Here is a 16,014-nt window from a genome sequence, read left to right as displayed (position 1 = left end):
TCTGGGATGGCGCGGCTGCTTTTGCGGGGGTTCGACATCAGGAAAGGGTATCTGGACAGCGCCGCGCAGACCCGGGTGATCGAAGCGCTGCGCCCGATTCTGAAAGCCGCGCCGCTGTTCCGGCCCGTGACGCCGTCGGGGAAAGAGATGTCCGTGCGCATGACCTCGGCCGGGGATCTGGGCTGGGTCACCGACAGATCGGGGTACAGGTATCAGGATCGCCACCCCAAAGGCGGCAAATGGCCCGCCATACCCGAGGCGGTTCTGACCATCTGGCGCGATCTGGTTAGCCCGGATCGCGCGCCCGATTGTTGCCTGATCAATTACTATGACGAGGACGCAAAGATGGGGCTGCATCAGGACAAAGATGAGGCTGATTTTTCCTGGCCCGTTCTGTCCGTGTCACTGGGCGACGACGCGCTGTTCCGGATCGGCAATACGACACGCGGCGGCAAGACGGAATCGATCTGGCTGAGTTCGGGCGACGTCGTCATCATGGGCGGCCCGGCCCGGCTGACCTATCACGGCGTTGATCGCATCCGGCCCGGATCATCGCGGTTGTTGCCCAAAGGCGGACGGATCAACCTGACGATGCGCATGGCAACCTAACGGCGGGCGTTCCAGCTTTGGGACATGTGCTTGCGGGAAAAAAACTCGCCCAGCAAACCGATCATCAGCAGCGCTATTCCAACCCACAACGCGTATTCCCAACTGGTGTTGCGGGGGAAATAGTTGCGAAACACGAAGCCCCGACACTGATCGATCAGGTGAAACAGAGGGTTCCACGCAAACATCAACAGAACGCTTCCGCCCAATGCGTTGGCAATGAACATCTTACCGGAAAACACCATGTTCAGGCGGCGATAAATATTGCTGAGCATCCCGGCGGCTGTCGGAAACCATGGGGTTAAGGCCATAAACACCAAACCAACCGAACAGCCGGTGAACCAGGACAGAATGAACATCCCAAACGCGCCGCCGGGATCCTGAACCTCAAGCGGCGCGACCGCCAGGCTGTAGACGAACAGGATCACCAGAACTGACATCAATTGCTTGTAAAGCGTGCCGAACGCGGCGGCCAGGATCATGACCATCGGGTTCATGGGCGAGTGCAGCATCATCGGACTGTTCTTGCCGCCAAGTTTCGAAATGCTGCCAACCGATTGAATATGCGTCATGAACAGGAAAACACCTGACAAAACATACAGGACAAATTCGCCCCGGATTTTGGCGACGCGTGTACCCATGAAGGACATGATCAGGTAAAACACCGAAGCCATCAGAACGACCTGCAAAATGTTGATCAGGATCGCAATAACCGCGTTGGAATGCCGCGCGCGCACGCTGCGCACCACGGCGTGGAACACCAGTTCGGCTGTGGTGAACGCACCGCTCAGCAGCGTTTGGTTACGCCTAAAATAAAACACTCGAAGGGTCTTTCCCGTTTTGCTGCCGTCAATCTGGCACGAATACCTTGCCGTTCGGTAACCGGCACATCATAAGTCCGTCAGAGATTTGGATCAACAAACCACATAAACGGAGCTTTTTTGTGACCTACGACGCGCTTATCCCCGTCATCCGACGTCTGGCCTTGGAAGCAGGCGACAAGATCATGGAGATCTACAATTCGGATGATTTCGACGTGAAGGTCAAATCTGACGCCAGCCCCGTGACCGAAGCGGATGAGGCCGCAGATGCCCTGATCTCGGCCGGGCTGCGCGCAGCGTTTCCCGATATTTTGCTGGTGACCGAGGAGCAAGCGGCCTCACATTCCGAGAAAGGTGACACTTTCCTGATCGTCGATCCGCTGGATGGCACCAAGGAATTCATCAACCGGCGTGGGGATTTCACGGTCAATATTGCCCTGGTCGAAAACGGGCTTCCGACGCGGGGCGTTGTTTACGCACCAGCCAAGGGGCGCATGTTCTACACGCAAGCCGATGGCCAATCGGTCGAGGAAACCGGTGCGCTGGATAAGGACCAGCCCGGCGATCTGACCGCAATATCAGTCTCTGAACCAGACAATTCGGCGCTTTTGATCGTTGCGTCCAAGTCGCACCGGGATCAGGCGACCGAGGATTACATCAACAAATATCAGGTGCAGGACAGCAAAAGCGCGGGCTCGTCGCTGAAATTCTGTCTGGTGGCAACGGGTGAGGCTGATCTTTACCCCCGTGTCGGGCGCACGATGGAGTGGGATACCGCCGCCGGTCACGCGGTACTGGCGGGCGCGGGCGGTCAGGTGGTTCGCTTTGACGACCATTCCCCGCTGACCTACGGCAAGGACGGCTATGCAAATCCGTTCTTTATCGCCTACGCTCCGGGTGTTGAGTTGAAGGAAGCCTGATGTCTGTTCTGATCGCCATTCCCGCCCGCTATGCCTCGACCCGGTATCCCGGCAAGCCTCTGGTTCCGTTGACCGGTGCGACCGGCAAGGCGATGACGCTGATCGAACGATCCTGGCGCGCGGCCTGTTCCGTCTCGGGCGTCGACAAGGTGGTTGTTGCCACCGATGACGACCGTATCCGCGAGGCCGCCGAGGCCTTCGGGGCCGAAGTCGTCATGACATCCGAGGCGTGTCAGAACGGCACCGAACGCTGCGCCGAGGCACATGCCGCATTGGGCGGTGGCTATGAGATCGTCGTGAACCTGCAAGGCGATGCACCTTTGACGCCGCATTGGTTTGTCGAAGATCTGATCTCGGGCCTGCGCGCGGCGCCTGATGCGGGTGTGGCCACCCCGGTTCTGCGCTGTGATGGCGATGCGCTGAACAGTTTGCTGAACGACCGCAAACATGGGCGTGTCGGCGGCACCACAGCCGTTTTCGCGCGCGACAACAGCGCGATGTATTTCTCGAAAGAGGTCGTGCCGTTCACAGCCGAAACCTTCGAAGGCGACGCACCCACCCCGGTCTTTCATCACGTCGGCGTCTATGCCTATCGCCCCGATGCGCTGGCCGCTTATCCTGGCTGGCCAACCGGACCGCTGGAACAGCTGGAAGGTCTGGAACAGCTGCGCTTCATGGAAAACGGTCGCAAGGTTCTGTGCGTCGAGGTCGAAGCCAAAGGCCGCCAGTTCTGGGAGCTGAACAACCCGCAGGACGTACCGAAGATCGAAGAGATGATGGCCGCTATGGGTCTGGAGTGACCTCTTTTCCCCATGACCTTTGCACCTGCCACGGCGTAGGAACCTCCAACTCTGACCTTATGGATCGCATATGAAAACTGTTCTTGTCACCGGTGGCGCTGGCTATATCGGATCCCATGCCTGCAAGGCGCTGTCACAGGCCGGGTATGTGCCCGTCACCTATGACAACCTGATCACCGGCTGGCAGGATGCGGTCAAATTCGGCCCGTTCGAACAGGGCGACCTTCTGGATCGCGCCCGTCTGGACGAGGTTTTCGCGAAACACCAGCCAGTGGCGGTGATGCATTTCGCCGCGCTCAGCCAGGTGGGTGAGGCGATGAAAGAGCCCGGTAAATACTGGTCCAACAACGTGACCGGCTCCCTGACGCTGATCGAGGCCGCGGTTGCGGCAGGCTGTCTGGACTTTGTGTTCTCATCGACCTGCGCCACCTATGGTGAGCATGACAATGTCGTTCTGGACGAGACAACCTCGCAGCACCCGCTGAACGCTTATGGTGCCTCAAAGCGCGCGATCGAGGATATTCTGCACGATTTCGAGGCCGCGCATGGGCTGCGACACGTAATCTTCCGCTATTTCAACGTCGCGGGCGCGGACCCGGATGGCGAAGTTGGTGAATTTCACCGCCCTGAAACCCATCTGGTGCCGCTGATGCTGGACGCAATTGACGGCAAACGGGACGGGCTGACTGTATTTGGCACCGATTACGACACGCCAGACGGCACCTGTATCCGCGACTATGTCCATGTCTGCGATCTGGTTGACGCGCATGTACTGGGTTTGAACTGGCTGGAAGAGGGCAAAGGCAGCCGGGTCTTCAACCTTGGCACCGGCTCGGGCTTTTCGGTTCTGCAAGTCATCCAACATTCCAAGGCCGTCACCAACCGCGCGGTGCCCTATACGGTCGGGGCGCGCCGCGAAGGCGATTGCACCAAACTGGTCTCAGGGTCTGTCCGGGCCGAGGCCGAGTTGGGGTGGAAGCCCAAAAGGTCAACGTTAGAGACGATGATCGCCGACGCATGGCGCTGGCATCAGAACGGCCATTACGAGCAATGAGGCCCGGTTGACCAGCGCATCGGTACAGACCCTGCCCCAAATCGGATGGGCCCAGATGTACCGTCTGCGCTGGAAACGCCGCCGTCTGCTAATGCGCGCTTGGCGCAGCCGACATCAACTGAGCAGCGCGAACGATCAGACCGACAAGATCACGCGCGGCAGCATTCTGGCCTTCACCACGCTGCGCAACGAAATCACGCGCCTGCCCTGGTTTCTGCACCATTATCGCAGCCTCGGGATCGATCACTTTCTGATCGTGGACAATGGCAGCGATGATGGCTCGGCTGAATTGCTGCTGGACCAGCCCGATGTCTCGCTATGGCAAACCCATGCAAGCTATCGGGCTTCGCGCTATGGGCTGGACTGGCTGACATGGCTCCAAATGCGCCATGGCCATCGCCATTGGTGCCTGATGGTGGATGCGGATGAGTTGTTGATCTATGCCCATCACGACACACGCTCGCTGCACGATCTGACAAAATGGCTGGACCAAACGGGGCGCGGGGCATTTGGCGCTTTGATGCTGGACCTGTATCCCGAAGGTCCGTTGGGGGATCAAAGCCATGACCCCGAAAGTGATCCGACGGCAGTACTGAGTTGGTTCGATGCCGGGCCTTATCGGGCCCAGCGTCAAAGCCCGGCGGGCAATCTTTGGGTGCAGGGCGGTGCGCGTGAACGCATGTTCTTTGCCACGACGCGACAGCGATCTCCGACCCTGAACAAGATCCCGCTGATACGCTGGTGCCGCCGCTACGCCTATGTGAATTCCTGCCACTCGGCCCTGCCCCGGCACTTGAACGCAGCCTATGACGGACCCGGAGGCTCGGCCCCTTCCGGTATCTTGCTCCACACAAAATTCCTGCCCGAGATCGTCGAGAAATCGCGGATTGAGAAGCAGCGCCGCCAGCATTTTCATGACCCTGACCAATTCGGGCCATATTATGATGGGATCATCAATCGCCCGACCCTTTGGACCGCTGAATCGACGCGCTATGCAGGGTGGGAACAATTGCAGCAACTTGGGTTAATGAATGTCGGAGGATGGACGTAATGGGCGAAAACATGTGCATAAAAACCATGTTCACCGCTAACCGGTTCTAAATCCATTGCCCTGCAAGATGCATAGGTGGCATAAATCGGCATTAACCCGACCCTTTTTGCACGTTGAAGGGGGCGGAGGACGCTCGCGGCAAAACAAAGGTTGGATAATCACGTGAGCCTGTGGGACTCGTATCGGATGAGGTTGCGGCGCAAACGCCGTATCCTGCGCGGCGTCAGACGACGGCGCGAGCTTGGGCCCGTCAGCAACAACACCGCCGCCATTCGCCGCGAAGATATTCTGCTGATGAGCGTGGTGCGCAACGAAAAGATACGCCTGCCCTTTTTTCTGGACTACTACCGCAAACTGGGTGTCGACCATTTTCTGTTTGTGGACAATGACAGCGATGACGGCACTTGCGAGTTCCTGAAATCACAGCCCGATGTCTCGGTCTGGCGAACAAAGACCAGCTATAAACGCGCGGGGTTCGGGCTGGACTGGTCCAATTACCTGCTGCGCAAATACGCCCATAAACACTGGGTGCTGACCGTCGACCCCGATGAGTTCTTCATCTATCCCTTCTGCGACACAAGGCCCATTCGGGCGCTGACCGATTGGCTGGATGGATGCGCGGTGCGCAGTTTCGGGACTATGCTGATTGATATGTATCCCCAAGGGCCGGTGGACGCAGAGCCTTATCACGAAGGGCAGGACCCGTTTGAAATCGCGCGCTGGTTCGATGCCGGCAATTACATGATCACCAAGAACCCTGAGTACAAGAACCTGTGGATTCAAGGCGGTCCCCGCGCGCGCGTGTTCTTTCGCGACAACCCGTCAAAGGCGCCTGCGCTGAACAAGATCCCTCTGGTGAAATGGGACCGGCGCTATGTCTATGTAAGCTCGACCCATTCGCTGCTGCCGCGCGGCTTGAACCAGGTTTATGACGAATGGGGCGGTGAAAAAGCCAGTGGCGCGTTGCTACATGCCAAACTGATCGACACGCTGGGCGACAAGGCGCGTGAGGAGTTGCAGCGCGGTCAGCATTATCGCGGGTCGGGCGAATACAAAGCCTATGCCGATGGTCTGGACGAAAAGCCCGTCTTCTGGTGCGACTGGTCCGAGACCTATATCAACTGGCGACAGCTTGAGATTCTGGGCCTCATGTCAAAAGGAAACTGGGCATGAGTTCCTTGGGCATCGTCATGCTGGTGCATACCGCATTGGACCGCGCCGAACAGGTCGCCCGGCATTGGACGGCGGCGGGATGCCCGGTGGTGATCCATGTGGATCGCAAGGTGCCGGGCGATGTGTTCTCGAAATTCGTCGCCTCTTGCGCGGATGATCCGCTGATCGTGTTTTCCGGGCGTCACAAATGCGACTGGGGCGGATGGGGCATCGTTGCCGGATCGCAGGCCGCATCCGAACTGATGCTGGAACGGTTCCCGGACGTGCGGCACGTATTCCTGTCCTCGGGGGCCTGCCTGCCGCTGCGCCCTGTGCAGGAGCTGGTTGATTACCTGTCCGACCGGCCCCGCGTCGACTTCATCGAAAGCGCCACCACCGCCGATGTCAGCTGGACCATTGGCGGGCTGGATCATGAACGCTTCACCCTGCGCTTTCCGTTTTCATGGCGCAAGCAGCGCAAACTGTTTGATGCCTATGTCAAGCTGCAACGCCGCCTGGGCCTGCGCCGCAGCATCCCCGAGGGGCTGGTTCCCCATATGGGCAGCCAATGGTGGTGTCTGACCCGCCAAACCCTGTCCGCGATCCTGCAGGACCCGAAACGCAAGACCTATGACCGCTATTTCCGGCAGGTCTGGATACCCGATGAAAGCTATTTCCAGACGCTGGCACGGCTGTATTCGACACATATCGAAAGCCGCTCGCTAACCCTGTCCAAGTTCGATTACCAGGGCCGGCCGCATATCTTCTACGACGATCACCTACAGTTGCTGCGCCGGTCGGATTGCTTTGTTGCACGCAAAATCTGGTGGCGGGCGGATCGGTTGTATCAGGCCTTTCTGACCGATCAGACCGGCGCGATGAAACCGGCCGAGCCGAACCCCGGCAAGATCGACCGGGTGTTTTCCAAAGCGGTTGAGCGTCGCACCCATGGCCGCGATGGTCTTTACATGCAGGGCCGGTTCCCCCGGCATGGCAGTGAAAACGGCCTGACCTCATCGCCTTATTCCATGTTTCAGGGCTTTGGCGAATTGTTCGAGGATTTTGAAACCTGGCTGACCTCGGTCACCGGGGCACGGGTGCACGGGCGCTTGTTCGGACCCGATCGGGCCGAGTTTGCCCAAGGTCAGAGAATCACCAACGGCGCGCTGAGCGATTGCGCCACCCTGCGGGACTACAACCCGACCGCCTTTCTGTCGAACCTGATCTGGAACACGCGGGGTGAGCGTCAGTGTTTTCAGTTCGGCCCAAATGACACGCAAGCCATCAACTGGTTCATGGCCCGCGACAAGAACGCCCAGGTTTCGGTCATTACCGGGGCATGGGCCATTCCGCTGTTCCGCTCGAACATGAACTTCGCGGATATCCGGTGCGAGGCCGCGCGCCTGCAACGGATCGAAAGCAAACAGCTTGAGGTTCTGACCTCAGTCTGGACCAAGGCAAATGTGCGCAGCTGGACCCTGGCGGATTTCATCGAGGCCCCGATGGAGCCTTTGCAGACAATCATCGATGAGATCGGCACCCAAGGTGCCAGTCACCTGACGGAAGCACCAACCATGGTCGATCTGTCCGGCTTTGGTCAGTTCCTGCAAAACCTGAAGAACCAGGGCATGCACCCGCAATTGATGGGGGATTTCCCTGCCGACGACGTTTTCGGCACACAAACCAAGCCATATCGCAAACCCTATCTGGTGCAGTGATCGCCGATGACGCGCAAGTTTGACTATTTCATCGTATTGGCTGCGATGCGAACCGGTTCGAACCTGCTGGAGTCGAACCTGAACGCGCTGGACGGTGTCACCTGCCATGGCGAGGCATTCAATCCTCATTTCATTGGCCGCGTCAAAGCGCAGGACGTGCTGGGCATCTCGCTGGAAGAGCGCGACGAAGATCCGGCGCGGCTGATCGAGGCGATGCGCGCAGACACAGGCGATCTGAACGGTTTTCGCTATTTTCAGGAACACGACCCAAGGGTGCTTGACCCGGTCCTGAACGACCCGCGCTGCGCCAAGATCATTCTGACGCGTAACCCTCTGGACAGCTACCTGTCGCTGAAGATCGTGCGCAAAACCAAGCAGTGGCAGTTGAAGAACATCAAACGGCGGCTTGAAGCACAGGTCGAGTTTGATGGGCCAGAGTTCTCGGACTATCTGGATCAGCGCCAAGGCTTCCTGCATCAGGTCCACACCCATCTGCAACGCACCGGCCAAAGCGCATTTTACATCGATTATGACGATTTGACCCGGTTGGACGTTCTGAACGGGCTGGCCGACTGGCTGGGCATTCCGGCGCGTCTGAGCCAGCTGGACGACCTGCTGAAACCGCAAAACCCGATCCCGGCGCTGTCCAAGGTCACAAATCCGGACCAGATGCAGAGCGACCTGTCCGGGCTCGACCTGCTGTCCATGCACCGCAGCCCGTATTTTGAACCCAAGCGCGGACCGGCGGTTGAAGGGTATGTGATCGCGCCACAATCTCGGCTGCTTTATATGCCGGTGCACGGCGGAATCGATCCGGTCATTCATCAGTGGATGGCCACGCTGGACAATGTTGGCACAGATGGCCTGATAACCAGCCCCTCGCGGCAGGAGGTGCAAGACTGGATGCGCGCCACGCCCGGACACCGTAAATTCACCGTGCTGCGCCACCCGCTGGCGCGCGCGCATACGGCCTTTTGTCGACATATCCTGAACACCGGACCAGAGTGTTACGAGGACATCCGCAAACAATTGCGCAACCGCTTCAAACTGCCGATCCCCGGTCAGATACGTGCGCATAACTATTCAATGGATCAGCATTATGAGGCGTTTTCCGCCTTCCTGACCTTCCTGCGCCATAACCTTGCCGGGCAGACGCCGATCCGGGTGGATGCAGCTTGGTGTACGCAGTCAGAAGCGCTGGCAGGGGTTTCGAAATTTGCCCTGCCCGATCTGATCCTGCGCGAAGGTGAGCTGTCCGTTACCCTGCCTGATCTGGCCCGCAGGATGGGCCACGCAAACCCGCCAATGCCCAACAATGGCACTTCGGAAGAACCCTATCGCCTGGACGAAATCTGCGATGCCAAATTGCAGGCGCTGGCAGCAGAAACGTACCAGCGCGACTTCGTGCAATTCGGATTTGGCGATTGGAACCCGGTCAGGGGCGCAGAGTGATCAGCGTACCCCGGCCAACCATCGCGTAGATCTCTTCCATCTCGTCATTCTTGACCGCGATACAGCCCGCCGTCCAATCCGGCGTCTTTTTCGCGCGCCGCAGTTCTGACCGCAGGTTGGGCTGGCCGTGAATGAAGATGTCGCCGCCCGGATCAACACCTGCGGCCTTGGCCTGCGCGATGTCTTCCGAGTTGGGATAGGAAATCCCCAAAGACAGGTGATACCGGCTGCGCGGGTTGCGGCGGTCGATCAGATATGTGCCTTCGGGCGTGCGACCATCGCCACGCTTGGTCTTGGTGCCCCGGGGCGCAAAACCCAGATCAACGTCATAGTCGCGCAGGACCTGCTCGTTATGCAAAAGATAAAGCTTGCGCGCGCCCTTGTTCACCACAAGAGACGTCACCTCGGGTCCGTTATAGGTCAGAAATCTGGGGCTGGCTGAGGCACAAGCCGAAAGGCTCAGCGTTGCCATCGCCCCCAATCCAAATGCTCGACGATCCATGTTTCACTGCCTGCTGCTCTTTTTTTGCGTATTATGCCAAAAAATCAAAAAACTGAAATCACTTTTTGATGTTTGATTGCTGAATAAGCCGTTGTTCAATGGCTTCCAGCCGTTCCAGCACCTCATCCCGGTAGGCATCGGTTTTCACCTCATCCTCGGCATGGTGCGCATCCTGCATCGAATTCACGATCAGACCGACCAGCAAGTTCACCACCGCGAAGGTGGTGACCATGATGAAGGGCACAAAGAAAAGCCAGGCGTAGGGATAAACCTCCATCACCGGACGCACGATGCCCATGGACCAGCTTTCCAGCGTCATGATCTGGAACAGCGTATAGGCCGACAAGCCCAGATTGCCGAACCAGTCCGGGAAGGAATACGAGAACAGCTTGGTCGAGATCACCGCGCCGATATAAAACAGGATCGCCATCAGCAGGAATACACTGGCCATGCCCGGCAGGGCCGAGATGAACCCTTCGACCACCCGGCGCAGGCGCGGCGCGACCGAGATCACGCGCAATACCCTCAGGATTCGCAGCGCCCGCAGCACGGACAGGCCACCCGCACTGGGGACAAGGGCAACGCCCACGATCAGAAAATCAAACAGGTTCCAGCCGCTTTTGAAGAAGTTACGCCCGGTGGCGATCAGTTTCATCGCAATTTCGGCGACGAAGATCGCTAGGCACAACTTATCGAGCGTCACGATCAGCGGGCCTGCGGCTTCCATCAGCACGGGCGAGGTTTCCATCCCCAACAGAATCGCATTGAAGATGATGACGCCGGTGATGAACCGACCAAAAGCCGGTGCCTCGATAATGTTCAGCAAACGCTGTTTGAACCCCATGCCTTGCCTGTCTCCTTAGGACGCGGGGTTCAGCACGAACCGCGCGGCCAGTTCCGTATGTGACGACCACCGAAATTGGTCAACGACCTGCACCCATTCAAGGGTATAGCCCGCATCGACAAGCGCTTTGGCGTCGCGCGCAAAGGTGACCGGATTGCATGAGACATAGGCGATGACCGCTGGACGTGCCTGCGCCAGTTCTGCCACCTGTGCCTCGGCCCCGGCGCGGGGTGGGTCAAGAACAACGGCGTCGAACGGCTTTAGCTCATCCGGCATCAAGGGGCGGCGAAACAGGTCGCGCGCCTCGACCGTGATGCGTTTCAGACCGGTCGCCCTGCGCCAGCCCTGATCCAAGGCTTGTGTCATCTCGGCCTCGCCCTCGACCGCATGAACCTCGGCCATCTGCGCCAGTGGCAGTGAGAATGTGCCGCTGCCGGCAAACAGGTCGACAACCCGCTTTGCCCCTTGAGTTGCCTCCAAAACAGCCTGTGTCAGAGCCTGTTCTCCGTCCTTTGTAGCTTGCAGGAACGCACCCGGCGGAGGTGTCACAGCAGCGATGCCGAAGCGCTGGACGGGGGCGTGTCGCATCGCGATCACCTCGCCATCCCAGCTAAGCCTTGCCAGCCCGTGTTTCTCGGTTTCTTGCGCCAGAGCCAGCTCCAGAGGGCCGTCGAGAGGTTTGCCGCCTTTGACCGCCACATCCAGCCCGCCCTCGGACAGGGTCAGCGTCACAGCCAGCACACCCTTGCGGCTGCCACCCAACAGGGCCAAAGCCTCGGCCACCGGAATGGCGGCGATCAATGCGGGGTCCAGCAGGTGACAATCCGGGATTTCGGTGATCGTGTCCGACGCCCGTCCGTGAAATCCGGCCAGCGCGCCCTTTTTCGTCCGCCGTACGGCAATCGTCGCCCGACGACGGGACCGTTCGGGCGACGTGTGAATGGGCCGCATCGGGGCATCGAGCCCCTGCGCGGCTAGCGCGTTGCGCACCACCGCACCCTTCCAGTCGGCCACGAACGCGTCTGAGGCATGCTGCAATTGGCACCCGCCGCAGGCCTTGTAATGCCGACATGGCGCTTTCACCCGCTGATCGGATGGGTTGTCCACCCGGATATCGGTCAGAACCTGACCGTGCAGAGTACCGCTCACCACCTCTCCGGGTAAGGTTCGCGGCGCATAGACGGGGCCATCGGCGATACCGTCGCCCTGATGCCCCAGGCGATTTATGGTGAATGTCTGCGTCATGACGTGGCTGATAACGGCGGTTTGTCCGCAACAAAACCCCTTAGGGCACTTTGCGTTTACTTTGGTTCGCAATACGCTGCCTCTCCCTTCGGTCGAACGCGCATTTCGATGCTGTTTGGTTCAAGAAACGCAAAGGCCCCTATTCCGCAGCTTCAGCCTGAATGAACCCGCCCGACTGGCGATGCCAGAACCGCGCATACAGCCCGCCCTGATCCAAAAGCGCCTCATGCGTGCCGGTTTCAACGGTCCGCCCGTGATCCAGAACAACGATCCGGTCCATTTCGCTGAGCGTTGACAGGCGGTGCGCGATCGCCAGAACGGTTTTACCCTGCATGACCCGATGCAACGCGGTTTGGATCGAAGCCTCAACTTCGGAATCCAGTGCCGATGTCGCCTCATCCAGCACCAGAATCGGAGCGTCTTTCAGGATGGCGCGGGCTAAGGCGATCCTCTGCCGCTGACCACCGGATAGCTTCACACCGCGCTCGCCCAGATGCGCATCGTATCCTTTGCGACCCTGCGCATCTTCCAGGCTCAGAATGAACTCATGCGCCTCAGCCTTTTCGGCGGCTTCGATCATTTCCGCCTCGGACGCATCCGGGCGACCATAGAGGATATTCTCACGAGCCGAACGGTTGAACATCGCGGTTTCCTGCGTGACCATGCCGATCTGACGGCGCAGGCTGTCCTGCGTCACCTGCGACACGTCCTGCCCGTCGATGCGAATAGCGCCGTTTTCCCCGTCATAGAGCCTGAGCAACAGCGACACGAGCGTGGATTTCCCCGCCCCGGACGCGCCGACGATGCCCAATTTCTCACCCGGTTTGACGGTCAGATTCAGGTCGGTCACACCGCCGATATCGCGACCATAGGCAAAGCTGACCGCGTCAAAGGCGATGCCACCTTCGGTCACCACCAAGTCCGTGGCCTGCGCAGCATCCTCGACCCGGTCGCGCTTGGCCAGTGTCTTCATCCCGTTCTCGATCTCACCGACATTGGCGTAAAGGCCCATCAGCGTAAAACTGACCCAACCGGTCATCTGCGCGATCCGGATCGAAACAGCACCTGCGGCCACGATATCGCCAGCGGTTGCCATGCCGAACTGCCACAGCCACAGGGTCGCGCCCAGCAGTAGCACGGGCAAAACGCCAGCCAATGTCATCAGGATGAAACGGAAACTGGCAGAGAGTTTGCCGAAATCCAGCGACCGCTCGCGCAGTTCCACCATCGAGTCACGCGCGGCCTGATCCTCGAACGCGGAATGCGCGAACAGCTTGACCGTTTTGATGTTGGTGATCGTGTCAACGACCTGCCCCGACACCATCGCCCGTGCCCCGGCCCGAGCCCCCGACAGCTTGCGGATGCGCGGCAGGTACCAGCGAACCAGCAGAAAATAGACCGCCAACCAGCCGGCGAAGGGCAGCATCACCAGCGGATGAATAGACCCTAACAAAAGCAAAGAACCGACCAATGAAGCCAGGGCAAACACAATCGCACTGATCGTTTCCGAAACGACCGAGGCCATGGCGTTGGACGTCTGCATCTGCTTCTGCGCAATCCGCCCGGCGAAATCATCATCGAAATAAGTCACCGACTGGCCCAGCGTCCAGCGGTTCAGCTTAGCCAGAACCAAAGGTGGGATATTGGGCATGACGATGTAGTTGTTCGACACCGACGACAGGCCAAACAGGATCGGCCGCAGCAACATGAAAAAGACCACCGCTGCGAAGATCATCCACATGTTCCCGGCGGTCAGGAAATTCTCGGGGCCGCTGGAGGTTGCCACGTCGATCACACGGCCCAGAATCCAGGCCGTGACCGCCTCCATCGCGCCAGCAGTGGCCGAGAAGAAAGCCGCGACAAACAGCATGGGCCAGGCGCCGGACAGGCTCCAGCGAATGAACGCCCCCAAGGTCTGCGGTGGGGGCGTTTCGATGTTTTTGAACGGGTTTATGAGGTCAGCAACCCTCATTCCGCGGCCTCCGGGTTCATGAAGCCGCCAGATTGCCGCGCCCAGAACTGCGCGTAAAGGCCGCCCTGCGCCAAAAGGTCAGAATGCGCGCCCTCTTCGACGATGCGACCGGCATCCATCACCAGAATGCGGTCCATCTGCGCGATGGTGCTGAGCCTGTGAGCAATGGCGATCACGGTTTTGCCCTGCATCATGCCGTAGAGAGTTTCCTGAATCGACGCTTCGACCTCGGAATCTAGGGCGGATGTCGCCTCATCCAACAGCAAGATCGGCGCGTCCTTCAGAATCACCCGTGCCAGAGTTACCCGTTGCCGTTGACCGCCGGACAGCTTAACGCCCCGTTCGCCCACATGGGCGTCATACCCGGTGCGCCCTTGCGGGTCTTGCAGGTCCAGAATGAACTCATGCGCTTCGGCCTGTTTTGCTGCGGCAACCATCTGTTCTTCGGTCGCGTCGGGACGTCCATAGAGGATGTTGTCGCGCACCGATCGATGCAGCAACGCGCTGTCCTGCTGGACCATCCCGATATGACTGCGCAAGCTGTCCTGCGTGACACCGGCGATGTTCTGGCCGTCGATCAGAATCGCACCGCGTTCAACGTCGTAAAACCGCAAAAGCAGCTTAACTAGGGTCGATTTCCCCGCGCCAGACCGGCCGATCAAGCCGATCTTTTCACCGGGATTGATCGTCAGGTTGATGTGATCCAAGCCACCGGTTTTACGGCCGTAATGGTGCGACAGGTCGCGAATTTCGATCTCACCTTTGCCCAGCTGCAATGGCTTTGCATCAGGTGCATCCAGCAATTGGATCGGCTGCGCAATTGTCTCCAACCCCTCGGCCACAACGCCAAGCTGGCGGAACAGGCTGGTCAGCGCCCACATGATCCACCCGGTCATGGCGTTCAAACGCAGGGTCAGGGCGGTCGCCGCCGCCACTACACCAACTGAGGCTTGGCCTTGCATCCACAGAACGATGGCCCAGCCGACTACGCCCACAATCAGAAAGCCATTCAGCACGACCAGAATGGCGTCCATGATGGTGAAAATCCGCATCTCGACCTGAACAGTGCGACGCGTCTCGGAGATTGCCTCTTTCGCGTAGTCCATCTCTTGATCGGCATGCGCGAACATCTTGACCGAGTGGATGTTGGTATAGCTATCCACCACGCGGCCCGTCACGGTTGAGCGCGCATCCGATGCGGCCTGTGACGCGGGACCGACGCGCCGAACCGCCCAGTTGACCAGCACGACATACAACGCAAACCAGATCAGCAGCGGCAACAACAGCCGCGTGTCCGCCGCCATCAGCAGGATTGCAGCCCCGACCAGATAGGCCAGCGAGAAAGAAATCGCGTCGAAAACCTGAAACACCACCTCGCCAGCGGCGGGCGGGGTCTGCATGATCCGGTTGGCGATGCGCCCGGCAAAGTCGTTTTCAAACCAGCTAACCGACTGGCGCAAAACGTGCTTGTGGGCCCGCCAACGAAACAGCGTGCCATACTGAGGCAGGATCGCGTTGTTGATCACAAGCACGTCCAGAATGTGCAAAATTGGCCGCAACAAAAGGATAAACGCAGCCATCAACAGCAATTCTGTCCCGTGATCCTTCCATACATTGGCCGGAGACCCGCCAAGCAAGTCCACAACGCGTCCCATGTAATAGATCAGGCCGACCTCGACCCCAGCGACAACAATGGACAGCAGCGTTGCCCATACGAACACGCGAAAGAATGGCCGCGAGTATTCCAGCATGAAGGGCCACAGCCGCGTCGGCGGCGTGTCAGTCTCATGATAGGCGACAAAAGGGTCAACAAGGTTTTCGAAATAGCGAAACATGGAAGCGTGCTCCGATTGAGCAAAACAAAAGACGTGCGAAGA

General features: G+C 59.1%; 14 protein-coding genes. 8 read left to right on the top strand and 6 right to left on the bottom strand.

The features are described 5' to 3' along the window. The first annotated feature begins 6 nt into the window (after positions 1 to 6). On the top strand, positions 7 to 609 hold the full coding sequence (locus ACR0E6_RS11350) for an alpha-ketoglutarate-dependent dioxygenase AlkB family protein (RefSeq protein ID WP_480583343.1): 603 nt from the start codon (positions 7 to 9) through the stop codon (positions 607 to 609). Here the strand turns inward: ACR0E6_RS11350 and ACR0E6_RS11345 are convergent. Next, a complete protein-coding gene (locus tag ACR0E6_RS11345) occupies positions 606 to 1,427 on the bottom strand; it encodes an ABC-2 transporter permease (RefSeq protein WP_170453394.1) in 822 nt (273 codons plus the stop codon). The genes ACR0E6_RS11350 and ACR0E6_RS11345 overlap by 4 nt on opposite strands. A gap of 122 nt (positions 1,428 to 1,549) precedes the next feature. On the opposite strand from ACR0E6_RS11345, the gene cysQ reads away from it, so the two are divergent. The 7 genes from cysQ (at position 1,550) to ACR0E6_RS11310 (ending at position 9,574) form a co-directional block, all read left to right on the top strand. Continuing rightward, a complete protein-coding gene (cysQ, locus tag ACR0E6_RS11340) occupies positions 1,550 to 2,347 on the top strand; it encodes a 3'(2'),5'-bisphosphate nucleotidase CysQ (RefSeq protein WP_480583340.1) in 798 nt (265 codons plus the stop codon). Beyond that, on the top strand, positions 2,347 to 3,147 hold the full coding sequence (locus ACR0E6_RS11335) for a 3-deoxy-manno-octulosonate cytidylyltransferase family protein (RefSeq protein WP_480583337.1): 801 nt from the start codon (positions 2,347 to 2,349) through the stop codon (positions 3,145 to 3,147). Before cysQ ends, ACR0E6_RS11335 begins: the two co-directional genes overlap by 1 nt. Positions 3,148 to 3,217: 70 nt before the next feature. Further along, entirely contained in the window at positions 3,218 to 4,201 is a 984-nt protein-coding gene (galE, locus tag ACR0E6_RS11330) for a UDP-glucose 4-epimerase GalE (RefSeq protein ID WP_170631519.1), read from the top strand. Positions 4,202 to 4,256: 55 nt separating this feature from the next. Continuing rightward, positions 4,257 to 5,252: a glycosyltransferase family 2 protein gene (locus tag ACR0E6_RS11325; RefSeq protein WP_480583902.1), complete on the top strand. Its 996-nt coding sequence runs from the start codon at positions 4,257 to 4,259 to the stop codon at positions 5,250 to 5,252. Positions 5,253 to 5,438: 186 nt separating this feature from the next. Further along, entirely contained in the window at positions 5,439 to 6,425 is a 987-nt protein-coding gene (locus ACR0E6_RS11320; protein WP_170631728.1) for a glycosyltransferase family 2 protein, read from the top strand. Further along, entirely contained in the window at positions 6,422 to 8,122 is a 1,701-nt protein-coding gene (locus tag ACR0E6_RS11315; protein WP_480583335.1) for a DUF5927 domain-containing protein, read from the top strand. The genes ACR0E6_RS11320 and ACR0E6_RS11315 overlap by 4 nt, the downstream gene beginning before the upstream one ends. A gap of 6 nt (positions 8,123 to 8,128) precedes the next feature. Then, on the top strand, positions 8,129 to 9,574 hold the full coding sequence (locus tag ACR0E6_RS11310) for a nodulation protein NodH (protein WP_480583332.1): 1,446 nt from the start codon (positions 8,129 to 8,131) through the stop codon (positions 9,572 to 9,574). Here the strand turns inward: ACR0E6_RS11310 and ACR0E6_RS11305 are convergent. From ACR0E6_RS11305 to ACR0E6_RS11285, 5 genes are all read right to left on the bottom strand, one after another. Further along, entirely contained in the window at positions 9,558 to 10,076 is a 519-nt protein-coding gene (locus tag ACR0E6_RS11305; RefSeq protein ID WP_170453388.1) for a L,D-transpeptidase family protein, read from the bottom strand. The genes ACR0E6_RS11310 and ACR0E6_RS11305 overlap by 17 nt on opposite strands. Before the next feature lie 58 nt (positions 10,077 to 10,134). Then, a complete protein-coding gene (locus ACR0E6_RS11300; RefSeq protein WP_480583328.1) occupies positions 10,135 to 10,920 on the bottom strand; it encodes an ion transporter in 786 nt (261 codons plus the stop codon). A 15-nt stretch (positions 10,921 to 10,935) separates the two neighbouring features. Continuing rightward, positions 10,936 to 12,165 carry a class I SAM-dependent RNA methyltransferase gene (locus ACR0E6_RS11295; RefSeq protein WP_480583325.1) on the bottom strand — a complete coding sequence of 410 codons (1,230 nt, stop codon included), beginning with the start codon at positions 12,163 to 12,165 and terminating at the stop codon, positions 10,936 to 10,938. Positions 12,166 to 12,304: 139 nt separating this feature from the next. Next, positions 12,305 to 14,137, bottom strand: a complete 1,833-nt coding sequence (locus ACR0E6_RS11290; protein ID WP_480583321.1) for an ABC transporter ATP-binding protein — start codon at positions 14,135 to 14,137, stop codon at positions 12,305 to 12,307. Beyond that, positions 14,134 to 15,972, bottom strand: coding sequence for an ABC transporter ATP-binding protein (locus tag ACR0E6_RS11285; RefSeq protein ID WP_480583318.1), 1,839 nt, complete (start codon positions 15,970 to 15,972; stop codon positions 14,134 to 14,136). The genes ACR0E6_RS11290 and ACR0E6_RS11285 overlap by 4 nt, the downstream gene beginning before the upstream one ends. Positions 15,973 to 16,014 lie beyond the last annotated feature (42 nt).

The sequence above is a fragment of the Ruegeria sp. AP12 genome (assembly GCF_056540025.1).
The sequence above is the reverse complement of the archived record's forward strand: the minus strand, read 5'-3'. Positions and strand labels throughout refer to the sequence as shown.

What these genes read in the sequence shown, in the direction of transcription:
- ACR0E6_RS11350 (WP_480583343.1), top strand. Translation starts at nt 7, where the DNA reads ATGGCGCGGCTGCTTTTGCGGGGGTTCGACATCAGGAAAGGGTATCTG.
- ACR0E6_RS11335 (WP_480583337.1), top strand. Translation starts at nt 2,347, where the DNA reads ATGTCTGTTCTGATCGCCATTCCCGCCCGCTATGCCTCGACCCGGTAT.
- galE (WP_170631519.1), top strand. Translation starts at nt 3,218, where the DNA reads ATGAAAACTGTTCTTGTCACCGGTGGCGCTGGCTATATCGGATCCCAT.
- ACR0E6_RS11325 (WP_480583902.1), top strand. Translation starts at nt 4,257, where the DNA reads ATGTACCGTCTGCGCTGGAAACGCCGCCGTCTGCTAATGCGCGCTTGG.
- ACR0E6_RS11320 (WP_170631728.1), top strand. Translation starts at nt 5,439, where the DNA reads ATGAGGTTGCGGCGCAAACGCCGTATCCTGCGCGGCGTCAGACGACGG.
- ACR0E6_RS11315 (WP_480583335.1), top strand. Translation starts at nt 6,422, where the DNA reads ATGAGTTCCTTGGGCATCGTCATGCTGGTGCATACCGCATTGGACCGC.
- ACR0E6_RS11310 (WP_480583332.1), top strand. Translation starts at nt 8,129, where the DNA reads ATGACGCGCAAGTTTGACTATTTCATCGTATTGGCTGCGATGCGAACC.
- ACR0E6_RS11305 (WP_170453388.1), bottom strand. Translation starts at nt 10,076, where the DNA reads ATGGATCGTCGAGCATTTGGATTGGGGGCGATGGCAACGCTGAGCCTT.
- ACR0E6_RS11300 (WP_480583328.1), bottom strand. Translation starts at nt 10,920, where the DNA reads ATGGGGTTCAAACAGCGTTTGCTGAACATTATCGAGGCACCGGCTTTT.
- ACR0E6_RS11295 (WP_480583325.1), bottom strand. Translation starts at nt 12,165, where the DNA reads ATGACGCAGACATTCACCATAAATCGCCTGGGGCATCAGGGCGACGGT.
- ACR0E6_RS11290 (WP_480583321.1), bottom strand. Translation starts at nt 14,137, where the DNA reads ATGAGGGTTGCTGACCTCATAAACCCGTTCAAAAACATCGAAACGCCC.
- ACR0E6_RS11285 (WP_480583318.1), bottom strand. Translation starts at nt 15,972, where the DNA reads ATGTTTCGCTATTTCGAAAACCTTGTTGACCCTTTTGTCGCCTATCAT.